The 13715-nt window shown below is 70.7% G+C and carries 14 protein-coding genes and 1 pseudogene; 9 read left to right on the top strand and 6 right to left on the bottom strand.

Going from position 1 to position 13715, the window contains the following annotated elements; translation table 11 throughout:
• The first annotated feature begins 42 nt into the window (after positions 1-42).
• Positions 43-846: a hypothetical protein gene (locus KQY30_RS16920; protein WP_217307547.1), complete on the top strand. Its 804-nt coding sequence runs from the start codon at positions 43-45 to the stop codon at positions 844-846.
• Between the two features lie 66 nt (positions 847-912).
• Here the strand turns inward: KQY30_RS16920 and KQY30_RS16915 are convergent, their stop codons facing one another.
• Together KQY30_RS16915 and KQY30_RS16910 are read right to left on the bottom strand one after the other, a co-directional pair.
• Positions 913-1116, bottom strand: coding sequence for a DUF397 domain-containing protein (locus KQY30_RS16915; RefSeq protein ID WP_217307546.1), 204 nt, complete (start codon positions 1114-1116; stop codon positions 913-915).
• Positions 1103-1927, bottom strand: a complete 825-nt coding sequence (locus KQY30_RS16910) for a helix-turn-helix transcriptional regulator (RefSeq protein WP_217307545.1) — start codon at positions 1925-1927, stop codon at positions 1103-1105. The genes KQY30_RS16915 and KQY30_RS16910 overlap by 14 nt, the downstream gene beginning before the upstream one ends.
• 128 nt (positions 1928-2055) lie before the next feature.
• Between KQY30_RS16910 and KQY30_RS16905 the strand changes: the two genes are divergently transcribed.
• The 5 genes from KQY30_RS16905 (at position 2056) to KQY30_RS16885 (ending at position 8197) form a co-directional block, all read left to right on the top strand.
• Positions 2056-2502 carry an ATP-binding protein gene (locus KQY30_RS16905; protein ID WP_217307544.1) on the top strand — a complete coding sequence of 149 codons (447 nt, stop codon included), beginning with the start codon at positions 2056-2058 and terminating at the stop codon, positions 2500-2502.
• A complete protein-coding gene (locus tag KQY30_RS16900) occupies positions 2495-3175 on the top strand; it encodes a hypothetical protein (protein ID WP_254407176.1) in 681 nt (226 codons plus the stop codon). The genes KQY30_RS16905 and KQY30_RS16900 overlap by 8 nt, the downstream gene beginning before the upstream one ends.
• A 183-nt stretch (positions 3176-3358) precedes the next feature.
• Entirely contained in the window at positions 3359-3799 is a 441-nt protein-coding gene (locus KQY30_RS16895) for a MarR family winged helix-turn-helix transcriptional regulator (RefSeq protein WP_217307543.1), read from the top strand.
• A 99-nt stretch (positions 3800-3898) separates the two neighbouring features.
• Complete coding sequence (locus tag KQY30_RS16890) at positions 3899-4807, top strand: SDR family oxidoreductase (protein WP_217307542.1); 909 nt, start codon at positions 3899-3901, stop codon at positions 4805-4807.
• 147 nt (positions 4808-4954) lie between these two features.
• A complete protein-coding gene (locus tag KQY30_RS16885) occupies positions 4955-8197 on the top strand; it encodes a BTAD domain-containing putative transcriptional regulator (protein ID WP_217307541.1) in 3243 nt (1080 codons plus the stop codon).
• Here KQY30_RS16885 and KQY30_RS16880 read toward each other — a convergent pair.
• Positions 8178-8969 (bottom strand): ABC transporter permease, encoded by a 792-nt coding sequence (locus tag KQY30_RS16880; RefSeq protein ID WP_217307540.1) that lies wholly within the window; start codon positions 8967-8969, stop codon positions 8178-8180. The genes KQY30_RS16885 and KQY30_RS16880 overlap by 20 nt on opposite strands.
• Complete coding sequence (locus KQY30_RS16875) at positions 8966-10099, bottom strand: ATP-binding cassette domain-containing protein (RefSeq protein ID WP_254407175.1); 1134 nt, start codon at positions 10097-10099, stop codon at positions 8966-8968. The genes KQY30_RS16880 and KQY30_RS16875 overlap by 4 nt, the downstream gene beginning before the upstream one ends.
• 246 nt (positions 10100-10345) lie before the next feature.
• Here KQY30_RS16875 and KQY30_RS16870 point away from each other — a divergent pair, with 246 nt between their 5' ends.
• On the top strand, positions 10346-10588 hold the full coding sequence (locus KQY30_RS16870; RefSeq protein WP_217307539.1) for a chaplin: 243 nt from the start codon (positions 10346-10348) through the stop codon (positions 10586-10588).
• 160 nt (positions 10589-10748) lie between these two features.
• Here KQY30_RS16870 and KQY30_RS16865 read toward each other — a convergent pair whose 3' ends face one another.
• Positions 10749-11156 carry a RidA family protein gene (locus KQY30_RS16865; RefSeq protein WP_217307538.1) on the bottom strand — a complete coding sequence of 136 codons (408 nt, stop codon included), beginning with the start codon at positions 11154-11156 and terminating at the stop codon, positions 10749-10751.
• 111 nt (positions 11157-11267) lie between these two features.
• Between KQY30_RS16865 and KQY30_RS16860 the strand changes: the two genes are divergently transcribed.
• On the top strand, positions 11268-11648 hold the full coding sequence (locus tag KQY30_RS16860; RefSeq protein WP_217307537.1) for a helix-turn-helix domain-containing protein: 381 nt from the start codon (positions 11268-11270) through the stop codon (positions 11646-11648).
• A 7-nt stretch (positions 11649-11655) separates the two neighbouring features.
• On the opposite strand, the gene KQY30_RS16855 is transcribed toward KQY30_RS16860, so the two are convergent.
• Positions 11656-12138: a hypothetical protein gene (locus KQY30_RS16855; RefSeq protein ID WP_217307536.1), complete on the bottom strand. Its 483-nt coding sequence runs from the start codon at positions 12136-12138 to the stop codon at positions 11656-11658.
• Between the two features lie 581 nt (positions 12139-12719).
• Here KQY30_RS16855 and KQY30_RS16850 point away from each other — a divergent pair.
• A pseudogene (locus KQY30_RS16850) lies at positions 12720-13715 on the top strand (MFS transporter); the annotation flags it as partial.

The following is a 13715-nucleotide window of genomic DNA, read 5'->3' as shown; positions in this document are numbered from 1 at the left end:
GAGCCGGGGGCCGGCTTCCGTTCTGCGCGAGGAGGCACGCGGGTGGACCGCACCGCATGGCATGAACTGCCGCCCGCGGCCCAGGAAGCCGTAGAGAAGCACACCGGGCGCGTGGACCACGCGGAGACTGCGGGAAGCGGTGTGATGTCACGCCTCGCCTGTACCCTGCACACCGCCCTGGGGCGCGCGTTCGTCAAAGGGACCCGCCTCGACGACGAGACAGCGTGGATGTACGACTACGAGGCGCGGGTCACGAGGTGCGCGCCGCGCGCTCCTCGTCTGCTCTGGCAGGTGGAGGCGGGAGGCTGGCTGCTCGTCGGGTACGAGTTCATCGACGGCCATCACCCCGACCTCGCCCCCGGCTCGGCCGACCTTGCCCCGCTGGTCGCCACTCTCACCGCTCTGTCGGCCGCCTCATGGCCCGCGACGGTCCGTAAGAAGCCGCTGCATGTGCGGTGGCGCGGCTTCTTCCCTGCCGACTGCACGCCCGACCTCGAAGGCGGCGCATTGGTTCATACGGACGTGTCCGCGTTGAACATGGTCGCCACCCCCGATGGCATTCGCCTGCTGGACTGGGCACTCGCATGCCCTGGGCCCAACTGGGCCGATACCGCGTTCGCGGTCGTCCGGCTCATCCATGCCGGGCACACCCCGGAGCAGGCCGAAGAGGCCGCCCGCGAGGTTCCGGCCTACCGTGCTGCCTCCTCCTCCGCGGTCAGCACCTTCGCACACGCCCTGCACGCCGTCTGGGAAAACAGAGAGAGAACAGACCCGCTACCGCACCGCGCTGCACTGACCGCCGCCGCTCGGTCCTGGGCCATGTTCCGGGGGCCGGCCGGGGCGTGAGGCGAGGCGGAACCCTCATCCGCGGCGGCGGTGGCCAACGGATGAGGGGGTTGGGCGGTCAGGCGGTCAGGCGGTCAGGCTGGCGTCCTTGATGGCTGTGATGAACGTCGACCAGTCGTTGGTCTGGAAGAGCAGGGTGGGACCGGCGGGGTTCTTGGAGTCCCGGACGGGAACGCTGGCGTATCCCTCGGCCACTTCGAGGCACTCGCCCTGGGCAGCCCCGCTGTAGCTGGACTTGCGCCAACCGACAAAGCGCTCAGTGCTGTTCATCTTCGTATTCCTTCGCTATGGCCCTGATCATGGCCAGTGACTCCTTGTGTGGCAGAGCATCCCCTAGGGCCAGGCTGTAGGCCACCTGGCACTTCCTGACCTCGGCTGGATCGTCCTTCAAGTACCCCATGTGGTACCCCTCGACATAGGCCACCGGCGGGGCGTCCTCGAAGTTCATCAGGTAGACCATGCCCTCCAACAGGGCGTGCTCTCCCGCCTCGAATGGCAGCACGTGCAGCCGGAGCCTTCCAGACTCTGTCATGTCCGCGATTTTGTGGAGCTGCTCGGCCATGACCTGCGAGCTTCCAATTTTTCGCCGGAGGCATGCCTCATCCAACAGGGCCCAAGTTACGGGTGCTGATGGGCCCTCAAGTGTCCGAGCGCGTGCCGTGCGAACGACCACGAACGCGTCAAGATCTTCGGGCCGAGGGTTCGGATCGTAGACACTGAACACCGCTCGTGCGTACGCCTCGGTCTGAAGCAGACCCGGGATGAGCAGGGGGCCGAACTGTCGGATTTCCGTCGCCTGCTGCTCCAACTCGGCCGCCAGGACGAAGAAGTTGGCGTAGCTGGCGTCGAGGTCTTCCAACCACCTGGAGAAGAAGCCGTCCGTATCCAGCGCCGCGTCGATGCGCTTCGCGTCGGTCGGGTTGGGCAGGCGGCGGCCCGCCTCGAAGTGGCTGATCAGCGTGGGCGAGCACACCACGATCTCGCCCAACTTCTCCTGAGTCATGTCCGCTGCTATCCGGCGGAGCTTCAACTCCTCCCCGTACTTCTGCCGAGGGGTGCGTGGCTCACGAGCCTTCGCCATGCCATCAACTCCTACATCTGAAGCGGGTGTTGTCAACCCCCTACTACTGGCCACCATAGCTGGACTCCTATCACTCTGTGAGGTGTTCGTCACAGAAAGCGAGCAAGGGCAGATGGAGGTCGTGTGACATGTGCGGGAGCGGCAGGCCGGACCAAACCGTCGGCAGCGTTGTGCTGCGGTGGAGCAGTCACCCGAGGTGTGTGGCGTTGGCGCGGTTGGAGTTGCGTAAGGCGTTGGCCGATTGGGGGTTGTCGGAGCTGGAGGACGCGGCGGTGCTGATCGTGTCCGAACTGCTCAGCAACGCCGGGCTGCACGCGAAGGTGACGCCGGAGCAGATCATCGAGACGCGGTATTTCCGCAGTTCGGGGGCGTTGCGGATCGAGGTGCACGACGGTTCGCCGGAGCGTCCGCGGCCTCGGCCTGCCGATCCGGAGGCGCCGGACGGGCGTGGGCTGCTGCTGGTGGACGCCTTGGCGGATGCGTGGGGTGTGGCCGAGCGGGGTGGGCCGGGGAAGATGGTGTGGGCCTCGTTGTCGCTCCAGGGCATGGCGGGCGGGGGGCCGGAGCGTGGCTGATGTGCCGGCGACGGAGGGTGACCGGCTGCCGCTGGGCGCGATACCGCGGCCGGAAGTCGTTCCGTACATCGCCTGCTGGTCCTCCGAGCACCAGCCTTCGGGCGTGCTGGTGGTCCGGGGCGGTGGGATCGCGTACGCCGATGAAGGGCCGTACGAGCGCGACGACATGGGTGTGCTCTGGAAGCGGGTGGGGATCAGCCCGGGGAAGGGGCGGCCGGAGTTGGGGAACGTGCACTTCCTGCGGCAGCGCCGGGCCATGCGGAAGCTGCTGTGCCAGATCTGCGGCGGGCCGTCGGACCGTACCGACGATGGCACGCTGTGGGTCGTGGGCGAGGACGCGGACGAGCCGGAGCTGCACAAGCCCGGCTATGTCACCACGCATCCGCCCCTGTGCGTGCCGTGCGCGGTCGCCTCGGTCGGGGCGTGTCCGCACTTGCGCAAGCGCCATGTGGCCCTGCGGGTGCGGGCGTTCGTGTTGGTGGGGGTGCACGGGGCGCTGTATCGGCCGGGCGGGCTGTTTCCCGTGGTGTACGACGCGGGGGGCGTGGCTTTCGAGAGCTGGCGGCTCGGCTGGGTGCTCGCCAGCCAACTGATCATGGAGCTCCTTGAGTTCACCGTCGTCGACCTGGACGCGGAACACACCGCGTACCTGAAACGCGCGGAAGCGCGATAGAAGGTGTCCGCCGGGACACCGGACTCGGCCGGCGCCTCCAGCTCGGCTTCCGTGCGAGGGGTGGCGGCCTGGGTGTTGGTGTCGCGGCAGATGTCGCCGATGCCCGCGATCGGCACCCGGTGCCGCTCATGCGTCGGGGCGGTTCGGGTTGACTCTGCTTGTTGCATGTACAACACTGGAGACGTGAGTGCTTCTTCCATCGACGAGATTGTGCGCGACTGTCTGGCGGTACGTGTCCGGCTGATCGGCCGGGCCGTCACGAGCCTGTACGACGGCGCCCTCGCCGGTCATGGGGTGACCATCGCGCAGGTCAACCTCTTGGCCGCGCTGGGCAAGGCCGGTCCGTGTCCACCGTCCAGGCTCGGCGATGTGCTGCAACTGGAGAGGTCCACGGTCAGCCGGAATGTGAATCTCCTGCTGAACCGCGGCTGGATCGAGGCCCTGTCGTCCGATGCGAAAGGGATACGGGAGATCGCGCTCACCCGTGCCGGCCAGGCCAAGGTCGAGTCCGTGATGCCCGAGTGGCGGGAGGCTCAGCGGCAGGCCGCGCGGCTTCTCGGGACGACGGGCGTGGGCGCGGTCCAGGGGATCGCGGGCGGCATGGGGTACGCGCCGGACGCCTAGCGCGCCTACTAGCGCGTATCAGGCGGAGACGGGGTCGGAGACGGAGACGGGGTCGGCTCGGGAGCGTCCCGGCGGCACATGTCGCACTACATGTTGTATATGCAACACGAAAGGGAAGTCATCGTGAACGCGTTCTTCGCGAACAAGGTGGTGCTGGTCACGGGCGCATCACGGGGAATCGGCAGGGCCGTCGCGCTGGCGTTCGCCCGGGAAGGAGCGCGGCTCGTTCTCGCGGCCCGCTCGGTGGAGCGGCTCACTCAGGTGGAGAACGAGGTTCGCGATCTGGGCGCTGAAGTGCTGTCGGTGCCGACCGATGTGACCTCGCACGATGCTGTGGCGGCCCTGGTGGACGCTGCGGTGGACCGGTTCGGCGGGATCGATGTGCTGGTGAACAACGCCGGAATCGGCAAGGTGGGCGGTATCGAATCGGCGGCGTTTGAAGAGGACGTCCATCAGACACTGCGGGCGAGCCTGTTCGGGATGATCGACGTGACGCGGCGCGCACTCCCGGTACTGCGGCGACAGGGCTCGGGCACGATCGTCAACATGTCGTCCGTGATGGGGCGCAAGGCGTTCGCCCGATTCGGCTCGTACGCGATCGTGATGCACGCGGTCTCCGCGTTCTCGGACAGCCTCCGCCAGGAGGTGGCCGACGCCGGTATCCGGGTCGTGGCGGTCCATCCGGCGCTCACCGCCACCGATCTGCTGAAGGAGGCGGCGGAAGCCGAGATGCCGCCCCCGTTCCGGCACATGACTCCGCTGTCGTCAGAAGATGTCGCGCGCGCTGTGGTGACCGCGGTCCGGCGCGGGAGCCGACGTGTCGTACTGCCGCGAACGGCCAACATGCTGCTGCTCGGCGAGGCACTGTCCCCGCGCATCGGCGACTTGATCGCCACCGCTCTGACGATGCGGCCCGTCGCCGGACTGCTCGGAATGAGCCGCGGGAAGACGTACCACGAAACGATCTTGGGTCGGCCGAGCCTGGAGGGACAGCGCGGCAGCGTGTAGGGACGGCGCGGCGGCCTGGGCGCGGGAGCGTGTTAGGGACGGCGCGGCAGTCGGTGGGGACCGTGCGGAGGCCGGTGGGGACCGTGCGGCCGGAGACCGGCTCGCGGGGGGAGTTCCCGCGGGCCGGGGCTTGGTTAACCTGCACGGGTGACCACCGACCTGACCCTGCTGCCGCGTGTCGCCTATCGCGGACAGGAGGTCACCGCGCCCCGGCTCCGCGGTCTGCTCGCGCTGCTCGCGGGCGCCTCGCGCACGGGGTGCGGCACCGAACGGCTCGTGGCGGGGCTGTGGCCGGACGAGTTGCCGGAGCGGCCCGGAAAGGCGCTACAGGTCCTGGTGTCCAGGGCCCGTACGCAACTGGGCGCCGACGTCATCGTGAGCACGCCGGCCGGATACCGGCTCGCACTCGCCGAGGAGCAGGTCGACAGCTCCGCCCTGCTGCTGCACGCAGCGGCGAGCGCGGACCGGGCCAGGGCCGGGGACCACGCGGGATCGCTGGCCGCGGCCGAGGCCGGGCTCGCCCTGTGGGAGGGGACCCCGGACGCGGACGGCGACACCGGCGACCCCCTGGCCGCGTTGCGCGCCGAGCGCGCCCCCGTCCGCGGCACGCTCGTACGCGCGCGGGCGCTCGCGCTCGCCCGGCTGGGGCGGCACGCGGAGGCGGCCGGGCCGCTGGCCGTGGCCGCCTCGGAACATCCGCGCGACGAGGAAGTGCTCGCCGAGCTGCTGCGCGGCGAGGCCGCGACGGCGGGCCCGTCCGCCGCGCTGACGCGGTACGAGGCGTACCGCCGTGAGCTGCGCGACCAGCTCGGTACGGATCCGGGAGCCGGGCTCAAGGCCGTACAGCGGGAGCTGCTGCGCGGCGAGTCGCCGGTGGTCAGGCACGGTGTGCCGCACGAGCCGAACCCGCTGCTCGGCCGGGACGAGGACATCGCGGCGGTGGAGCGGCTGCTGCGCGCCTCGCGCGCCGTCACCGTCGTCGGTCCCGGCGGCCTCGGCAAGACGCGGCTCGCGCATGCCGTCAGCCGCCGGGCCGAGCAGCGCGTGGTGTATTTCGTTCCGCTCGCCGGTGTCACCGCGGACGAGGACGTGGCCGCGGAGGTGGCCTCCGCGCTCGGCGCGGGCGAGGGACGGCCCGGCGCCATGAGCGGCCACGCCCCGGCCGACCCGGTGTCCGGCGTTCTCGGCGTGCTCGGTTCCGGGCCCGCGCTGCTGGTCCTGGACAACTGCGAGCAGGTCGTCCGGGGCGCCGCCGGCCTCGTACAGGCCCTGGTCTCTTCGTCCGAGGACCTGCGGGTGCTCGCCACCAGCCGGGCCCCGCTGGGACTCACGTCGGAGGCGGTGTACGCGCTGCCGGAGCTGGGTCCCGACACCTCCGCCGAACTGTTCACCCAGCGGGCCCGGGGCGCCCGGCCCGGTGTGGAGCTGCCGCCGGACGCGGTGGCCGAGCTGTGCGGGCACCTCGACGGGCTGCCGCTCGCCGTGGAGCTGGCCGCGGCGCGGGTGCGGGTGCTTTCGGTGCCGGAGATAGCCCGCCGCCTCGGCGACCGGTTCGCGCTGCTGCGCGGCGGGGTGCGGGGCGTGCCGGAGCGCCACCGTACGCTGCACGCGGTGGTGGAGTGGAGCTGGAACCTGCTCGCGGAGGACGGCCGGGCGGCGCTGCGCACGCTGTCCGTCTTCCCCGGCGGCTTCTCGGGCGAGGCGGCGGAGCGGGTCCTCGGCGAGGACGCGCTGCTTCTGCTGGAGCAGTTGGCCGGTCAGTCGCTGCTCACCGTCGCCGACACCCCGGCCGGCGTGCGGTTCCGGATGCTGGAGACCGTACGGGAGTTCAGCGCGGCCCGGCGCGCGGAGGCGGGCGAGGACGAGGCGGCCGTCAGCCGGTTCCTTACCTGGGCACGGGACTTCGCGGTCGCGCACCACGACGCGCTGTTCAGCCCGGAACCCCTGGCCGCCTGGGAGCGGATCAAGGCCGAGCAGGACAACCTCGTACTGGCCCTGCGGCAGGCCCTGGCCCGTACGGACGGCCCCACGATCGCCGCCCTCACCGCCGTCCTCGCCACGCTGTGGTCCACCGACTCCAACTTCCCCCGCCTCGCCGCCCTCGCCGCCGACACCGGCCAGGCGCTGTCGCACTACCACCCCGAGCCCGCATACGTCGAAGTCACCCGCGCCGCCGCGGTGTTGTGCACAGCGGGCCTGTTCATGGGCCACGGCCCGCGCGCCGTACGGCAGCTCGTCACCCTGCGGCGGCTGCCCGCGGCCCCGCCGGACACGCTGCTGCGTGCCACGGCGGTCGTGGTGAGCGCCATCCCCGAGATGCTGCCGCCCGGCTACGGCGTGCTGCGGGGGCTCTGCGACAGCGGGCAGCCGCTGGTCGCCGGCATCGCCGAGTCCATCGCCACGTACGTCTGGGAGTACGAGCACGACATCGAGCGCGCGCTCATCTCGGCCCGCCGGATGATCACCGAACTGGCCCCGGTCGACAATCCGTCCGTGCAGCTCATGGGGCATTCCCGGCTGAGCGAGCTGTACTTGCGGCTGGGGCGGGGCGAGGAGGCGTACGGGCACCTCAAGGCGGTGCTCAAGGTGCTGCCGCGGCTCAACGACGGGCACGACTACATCTTCATCCGCTCCTCCCTCGTCCTCGCCTGCCTTCAGCGCGGCGACCCCGACGAGGCCGAGTACTGGCTGCGGCGGGCGGAGAGCGACAGCCCGCCGCGGCAGGACGACTACTACCGGCCCGACCTCGGCGGGCGCGCCGAGATAGCGCTCGCCCGCGGTCTGACGGAGGTCGGGCTCGGCCTGTGGCGCGGCGAGGTGGAGCGCGTGCTCACGGTCGGCTCGACGCGCGGCGGCGACGCCCTGCTCGGCCCGTGGCCGTATCTGACCCAGGCGGTGGCGGTGACGGCGCACGCGTACGCCGGGCGGCTCGGGCTGGTCGCGGACGTGGTCGAACGGCTGCGGCAGCGGCTGCGGACGCTGCTCGCCGATCCGGTCGGCCCGCCCTCCGAACTCCCCCTGTTCGGCACGATGCTGCACGCGCTCGGCATGGCGGGGCTCGCGTCGGGTGGTGCGGGTGCGGGTGCGGGTGTGGGTGCTGGTGCTGGTGCTGGTGCTGGGGCTGGGGCTGGTGCGGATGCCGGTGCCGATGTCGGGGGCGGGGCCGGTGTGGATGCCGTACGGATGATCGCGCTGGCCGAACGGCTGGGGGTGCAGCGGGACTTCCACCCGACGATGTCGGCGGACCGTGCCCGGGAGGCGGTCGGGGCCGCCGGGGACGCCGGCAGGGCGGCGTACGCCGACGCGGTGTCGGAGTACGCCGCCCTGGAGCGGGACGAGCTGCGTGCGGCAGCCCGCGCTGTCATGGCGGTTACTTCGGGTCGCGGTTGAACGACGACGTCGACCAGCGGTAGCCGAGCGCGGCCAGGCCGACGCACCAGACGACGGCGATCCACCAGTTGTTGCCGATCTCGGTGCCCAGCAGCAGTCCGCGCAGGGTCTCGATGGCGGGGGTGAAGGGCTGGTACTCGGCGATCGGCCGGAACCAGCCCGGCATCGTGTCGGCCGGGATGAAGGCGCTGGAGATGAGGGGGAGGAGGACCAGCGGCTGTGCGCTGTTGGCGGCCGCCTCGGCGTTCGGGCTGGCCATGCCCATTCCGACCGCGATCCAGGTGAGCGCCAGGGAGAACAGCGTGAGCAGTCCGAACGCCGCCAGCCACTCCAGGGCCGTGGCGTCGGTGGACCGGAAGCCGATGGCCAGGGCGACGGCGCCGACGAGGACCACACTGGCGACGCACTGGAGCACGCTGCCGACGACATGCCCGACGAGCACGGACCCGCGGTGGATCGCCAGCGTACGGAAGCGGGCGATGATGCCCTCGTTCATGTCGGTGGCGACGGACACCGCGGCCCCGATCACGGTGCCGCCGATGGTCATCATCAGGATGCCGGGGACGATGTAAGCGATGTAGTCGGAGCGGTCGGCTCCGCCGCCGCCGATGCCCGCGCTCATCACGTCGCCGAAGATGTAGACGAAGAGCAGCAGCAGCATGATCGGCGTGAGCAGCAGGTTCAGGGTGAGGGACGGGTAGCGCCGCGCGTGCAGCAGGTTGCGGCGCAGCATCGTGTGCGAGTCGCGGACGGCGAGGGAGAGGGCGCTCATCGGAGGGTCTCCTTGGAGTGGTCGGTGCCGTGGCCGGTGCCGCGGCTGGGGAGGTCGGTACGGTCGGTCGTGACGTGGCTGTTCGTGGCGCGGCCGGTCGTGGTGCTGCCGGTCGTGGCGCGGTCGGTCCTGGCGCGGTCGCTCGTGGCGCTGCCGGTCGTGGCGCGGTCGCTCGTGGTGCTGCCGGTCTCGGCGCCGCTGCCGGTCAGGGCGAAGAACACGTCGTCGAGGTCGGGGGTGTGCACGGTCAGCTCGTCCGCCTCGATGCCGGCCGAGTCCAACCGGTCGAGGATGGAGCGCAGCTCGCGCTGGCTGCCGTCGCTGGGGATCTGAAGCGTCAGCGCCTCGTCGTCCCGGGTGACCTCGCGCAGGGAGACGGCGGCGGACCGGTACGCGTCCGGGTCGGTGAAGCGGAGCCGGACGTGTCCGCCCGGGATGAGCCGCTTCAGCTCGTCGGCGGTGCCCTGTGCGGCGATCCTGCCGTTGTTGAGCACGGCGATGCGGTCCGCGAGCTCGTCGGCCTCCTCCAAGTACTGGGTGGTGAGGAAGACGGTGACGCCGTCGGCGACCAGTTCGCGGATGATCCCCCACATGTTGTGGCGGCTGCGCGGGTCGAGGCCGGTGGTCGGCTCGTCGAGGAAGATGATCCGCGGGTCGCCGACCAGCGTCATGGCGAGGTCGAGTCGGCGCTTCATACCGCCGGAGTAGCTGGAGGCGGGCTTCTTCGCGGCGTCGGTGAGATCGAAGCGCTCCAGCAGCTCGGCGGCGGTACGGCGGCCCGCGGGGCGCGGGAGATGGTGCAGGTCCGCCATGAGGAGCATGTTCTCCTCGCCGGTGATCAGGCCGTCGACGGCGGAGAACTGCCCGGTGACGCCGATCGCCGCCCGTACGGCCTGCGGGTCGGCTGCCAGGTCGTGGCCGCCGACGTGCAGGTCTCCGGCGTCGGCGGTGATGAGGGTGGAGAGGATCTTGACAGCGGTGGTCTTGCCGGCGCCGTTCGGGCCGAGCAGGGAGAAGACGGTGCCGGCCGGCACCATCAGGTCGATGCCGTCGAGGACTGTCTTGTCCCCGTAGGCCTTGCGCAGCCCCTTGGCCGCGATGGCGGGTGAGTGCGATGTCGTTGTCGTCATGCCGCAGAGATTGCGGGAGGGCGCGTTCAGCGCGGTTTCACGACGGTTTCAGCGCTCTGGAACCGGGCGGCGGAGGGTGCGATGGCTGTCGGGGCATCGCGCTGCCGAGCCGTCTGCCGGGTCCGCCGTCACGCGAACAGGTGGAAAATGCCATTACGGAGCGTGATGTTTGCGCCCGGAGGTTACCCCTCGGACGTAGCTGTGGAATTGGCCACGGCGACGTCTGACGAGGGATGAGGAGCGCCAATGAAGAAGCTGAAGAAGGCCGGTGTCGTGATCGCGATCGCCGGGAGCCTCCTGGCCGCCGGGGGCGGGCCCGCATTCGCCGACTCGGAAGCGGAGGCCATCGTGAAGGGGTCGCCGGGCGTCCTTTCCGGAAACGCCATTCAGATCCCGATCGAAGTCCCGATCAACCTGTGCGGCAACACGATCGACATCCTCTCCCTCCTCAACCCGGCAGCGGCCAACACCTGCCTCAACGCGGGCTGAACACCGACGGCTGAACCGCGAGGGCCGACCCCGGCCGGCCGAGCCGGGACCGGCCCTCGCGCGGCGCGACACGCGTCCGGGCCCGGCCCGGATCGGGGGCGGCTGCTCAACGGGGCGCGTCGCCGGGTCCGGGTCCGGGGCGAGCCCCGCCCCGTGTTGTTCAGTCGACGACCGCCGTGGCTTCGACCTCGACCAGATGCTCGGGCACGTCCAGCGCCGCGACGCCCAGCAGCGTGCCCGGTGGTACGGGCGCGACCCCCAGCTTCGCGGCTGCCCGGGCGACCCCCTCCATGAACACGGGCAGCTTGTCGGGGGTCCAGTCGACGACGTACACGGTCAGTTTCGCCACGTCTTCGAAAGAGGCACCGGCCCCGGCCAGGGCCGTGCCGACATTGAGGTAGCACTGCTCGACCTGTGCGGCGAGGTCACCGTGGCCGACCGTGACCCCCTGGGCATTCCAGGCGACCTGTCCGGCGATGAAGACCAGCTTCGAGCCGGTCGCGATCGACACCTGCCGGTAGGCGTCGACTTCCGGCAGTCCGCTGGGGTTCACGAGGGTGATGGCCATGCTGACGGTCTCCTTGTCCTGAGACCCCGTGGTCTCTTGTGGGTACTTGGGAACTGTAGGAGAGTGGTCGCTGACGTGGAAGAATGCACTTTTTGGTGACTGGGGAACCCAATGGTGACCAAGCAGTACGAGGGCTTGCCCGACGAAGCGAACCTGAGGCGCGCGGACTCCTTGGCGCGGGAGATCTTCTCGGACGTCGCCAACAAGTGGGCGCTCCTGATCATCGAGGCCGTGGGCGAACGGACGCTGCGCTTCGGCGAGTTGCGGAACGAGGTCGAGGGCATCAGCCACAAGATGCTCACCCAGAACCTGCGCATGCTGGAGCGGTACGGCCTGATCGAACGGGACGTGCACCCCACCGTGCCGCCGCGGGTCGAGTACACCCTTACGGAGCCGGGCCGGGCGCTGCGCAAGACGGTCGACACGATGTGCGACTGGACGCACCGTTACCTGGGCCACATCGAGGACTCCCGCCGCCGGTTCGACGCGTGAGCCCGCGTCAGCGGGGCGCGTCGCCGGGTCCGGGGTCTGGTCCGGGGCCGGGGGCCGGGTTCAGGAGGGCGCGGGCGCGGGCCTGGTCGGCGGGGTCGGCGAGGGTGAAGCGGCCGACGTGGAGGCGGGTGTGGCCGTACATGACTCCGCCGAGTTCAACGGTCCGCTCGACCTCCATCGCCCAGACGGCGTGCGGCAGTTCGAGCGTCCCGGGCTTGGGCACGGTACGCGCGCTCCACCCGACGGAGATCAGCCAGCACGCCTCGGCGAACCCTTCGGCCCCGGTCGACCCGTACATCAGCGCGGGCTGGTGCCGCGCGGCGACGTCCATGAGGCTGAGATCGGCAACGCCGGGCACGGACACGTACCCGACGAGCGCGGTCTCCCCGTACGCACCTTGGGTCGTATAGGCGACGACCCCATACCGCCCGGGCCACCGCTGCAACAACCGCACCACAGTCACCCTGCCCTCACCGGTCAGCCGCCCCATCACGCCCGCGCTCCCGTCGCCCCGAAGGTGTGCGTTCGTTATAAATCACCACAAACGGGATACCGCGAACGCCAACGGCACGCCCGCGGGGCGGCGCGGCTCCGGATTGCGCGGAATTGTGCGGGCGGGGGCGGTGTGGGGTGGTGTGTGTGACGGGGTGGGCGCCGGGGGCGCTCGTTCGGCGGTGGCGGTCCTTGGCCCCGGGGTGATCACTCGTTCGGGGGAGTGCCGCATACCTGGTGTCGTCTGCGGAAAGTCACTCTCCGTAAAGATCTGTTGCTTTGCGTGAGGGGGGACGGGTTCATGGAACACCCGCTGGGATCGCGACCGGCCCTGCCCGCAGGCCAGTTGGTCTGGCGCACGGGCAACATCCAGCGCGTACCCGAAAGGCTGCACATCCTGTGGTGAACCCACGCGCACGATCGAGAGCGACGAGTCCTCCGTCCCCCGTACCCGCCCCCGCACGCACCCCCGCGAGGCCCGCCGCCGGCGGGCCGGGGAAGCGGGAGAGCCCGCGCCGGGTTGCCGTCGCGAGTTTTATCGGCAACACCATCGAGCTGTACGACTTCTTCATCTACGGCATGGCCGCGGCGCTCGTCCTCGACGACGTCTTCTTCCCCAACCTCTCCCCCCTCAACTCCACGCTCGCGTCGTTCTCCACGTACGCGGTCGCCTTTCTGGCCCGCCCGATCGGTTCGCTCGTCTTCGGGCACTTCGGCGACCGCGTCGGCCGCAAGTCCGTCCTGGTCGCCTCGTTGCTGCTGATGGGGCTGTCCACGGTGATGGTGGGGCTGCTGCCCGGCTACGCCACGCTGGGGAGCTGGGCACCCGCGCTGCTCGTGCTGCTCCGCTTCCTCCAGGGGATCGGGATCGGCGGCGAGTGGGGCGGCGCGGTGCTGCTCGCCGTGGAGCACGCGCCCCGCGAGCGGCGCGGGCTGTACGCGGCGTTTCCCCAACTCGGCCCGCCCGTCGGCTTCTCCGCCGCCACCGGCGTCTTCTGGCTGATGTCCGCGTCGCTCGACGAGGCGGCCTTCGCGAGCTGGGGATGGCGCGTTCCGTTCCTGCTGTCGTTCCTGCTGGTCGTGGTCGGACTGGTCGTACGGCTGAAGATCAGCGAGACCCCCGTCTTCGCACGGTCCGTGGCGCACCGGACGACGAGCAGCGCACCCATGGCGGAACTCCTGCGGCGCCATCCGCGCGAACTGCTGCTCGGCGCGGGCGCCATGGCCGTTGTGTACACGCTCTTCTACTCGTCGATGACCTACGGCTTGTCGTACACCACGACAACCCTGGGCATGCCGCGCAATACGATGCTGGCGCTGTCGCTGATCGCCTGCTTCTTCCTCGCCACCGCGATCTGGCTCGCCGCCACCCGCTCCGACACGGCCGGCCGGCGGAAACTGGTGCTGACGGGCTGCGGACTGGCCGCGGTCTGGGGCCTGTTGCTGTTCCCGCTGCTCGACACCAGACACCCGGTGGTGATGGCGGTGGCCATGGGCGGCGCGGTGTTCTGCGTGGGCGTGACGTCCGGCCCGATGGGCGCGTACCTGCCGGAACTGTTCCCGGCGCGCGTCCGC

It is taken from the genome of Streptomyces sp. GMY02 (assembly GCF_019056675.1).
Lineage (GTDB): Bacteria > Actinomycetota > Actinomycetes > Streptomycetales > Streptomycetaceae > Streptomyces > Streptomyces odonnellii.
This window is presented reverse-complemented; position numbering and strand designations above follow the sequence as displayed.

Excerpts from the sequence above, each read along its gene's own strand:
- KQY30_RS16915 (WP_217307546.1), bottom strand. The coding sequence starts at position 1,116 with ATGAACAGCACTGAGCGCTTTGTCGGTTGGCGCAAGTCCAGCTACAGC.
- KQY30_RS16905 (WP_217307544.1), top strand. The coding sequence starts at position 2,056 with ATGTGCGGGAGCGGCAGGCCGGACCAAACCGTCGGCAGCGTTGTGCTG.
- KQY30_RS16865 (WP_217307538.1), bottom strand. The coding sequence starts at position 11,156 with ATGGCCATCACCCTCGTGAACCCCAGCGGACTGCCGGAAGTCGACGCC.
- KQY30_RS16910 (WP_217307545.1), bottom strand. The coding sequence starts at position 1,927 with ATGGCGAAGGCTCGTGAGCCACGCACCCCTCGGCAGAAGTACGGGGAG.
- KQY30_RS16855 (WP_217307536.1), bottom strand. The coding sequence starts at position 12,138 with ATGGGGCGGCTGACCGGTGAGGGCAGGGTGACTGTGGTGCGGTTGTTG.
- KQY30_RS16875 (WP_254407175.1), bottom strand. The coding sequence starts at position 10,099 with ATGACGACAACGACATCGCACTCACCCGCCATCGCGGCCAAGGGGCTG.
- KQY30_RS16880 (WP_217307540.1), bottom strand. The coding sequence starts at position 8,969 with ATGAGCGCCCTCTCCCTCGCCGTCCGCGACTCGCACACGATGCTGCGC.
- KQY30_RS16870 (WP_217307539.1), top strand. The coding sequence starts at position 10,346 with ATGAAGAAGCTGAAGAAGGCCGGTGTCGTGATCGCGATCGCCGGGAGC.
- KQY30_RS16890 (WP_217307542.1), top strand. The coding sequence starts at position 3,899 with ATGCAACACGAAAGGGAAGTCATCGTGAACGCGTTCTTCGCGAACAAG.
- KQY30_RS16860 (WP_217307537.1), top strand. The coding sequence starts at position 11,268 with ATGGTGACCAAGCAGTACGAGGGCTTGCCCGACGAAGCGAACCTGAGG.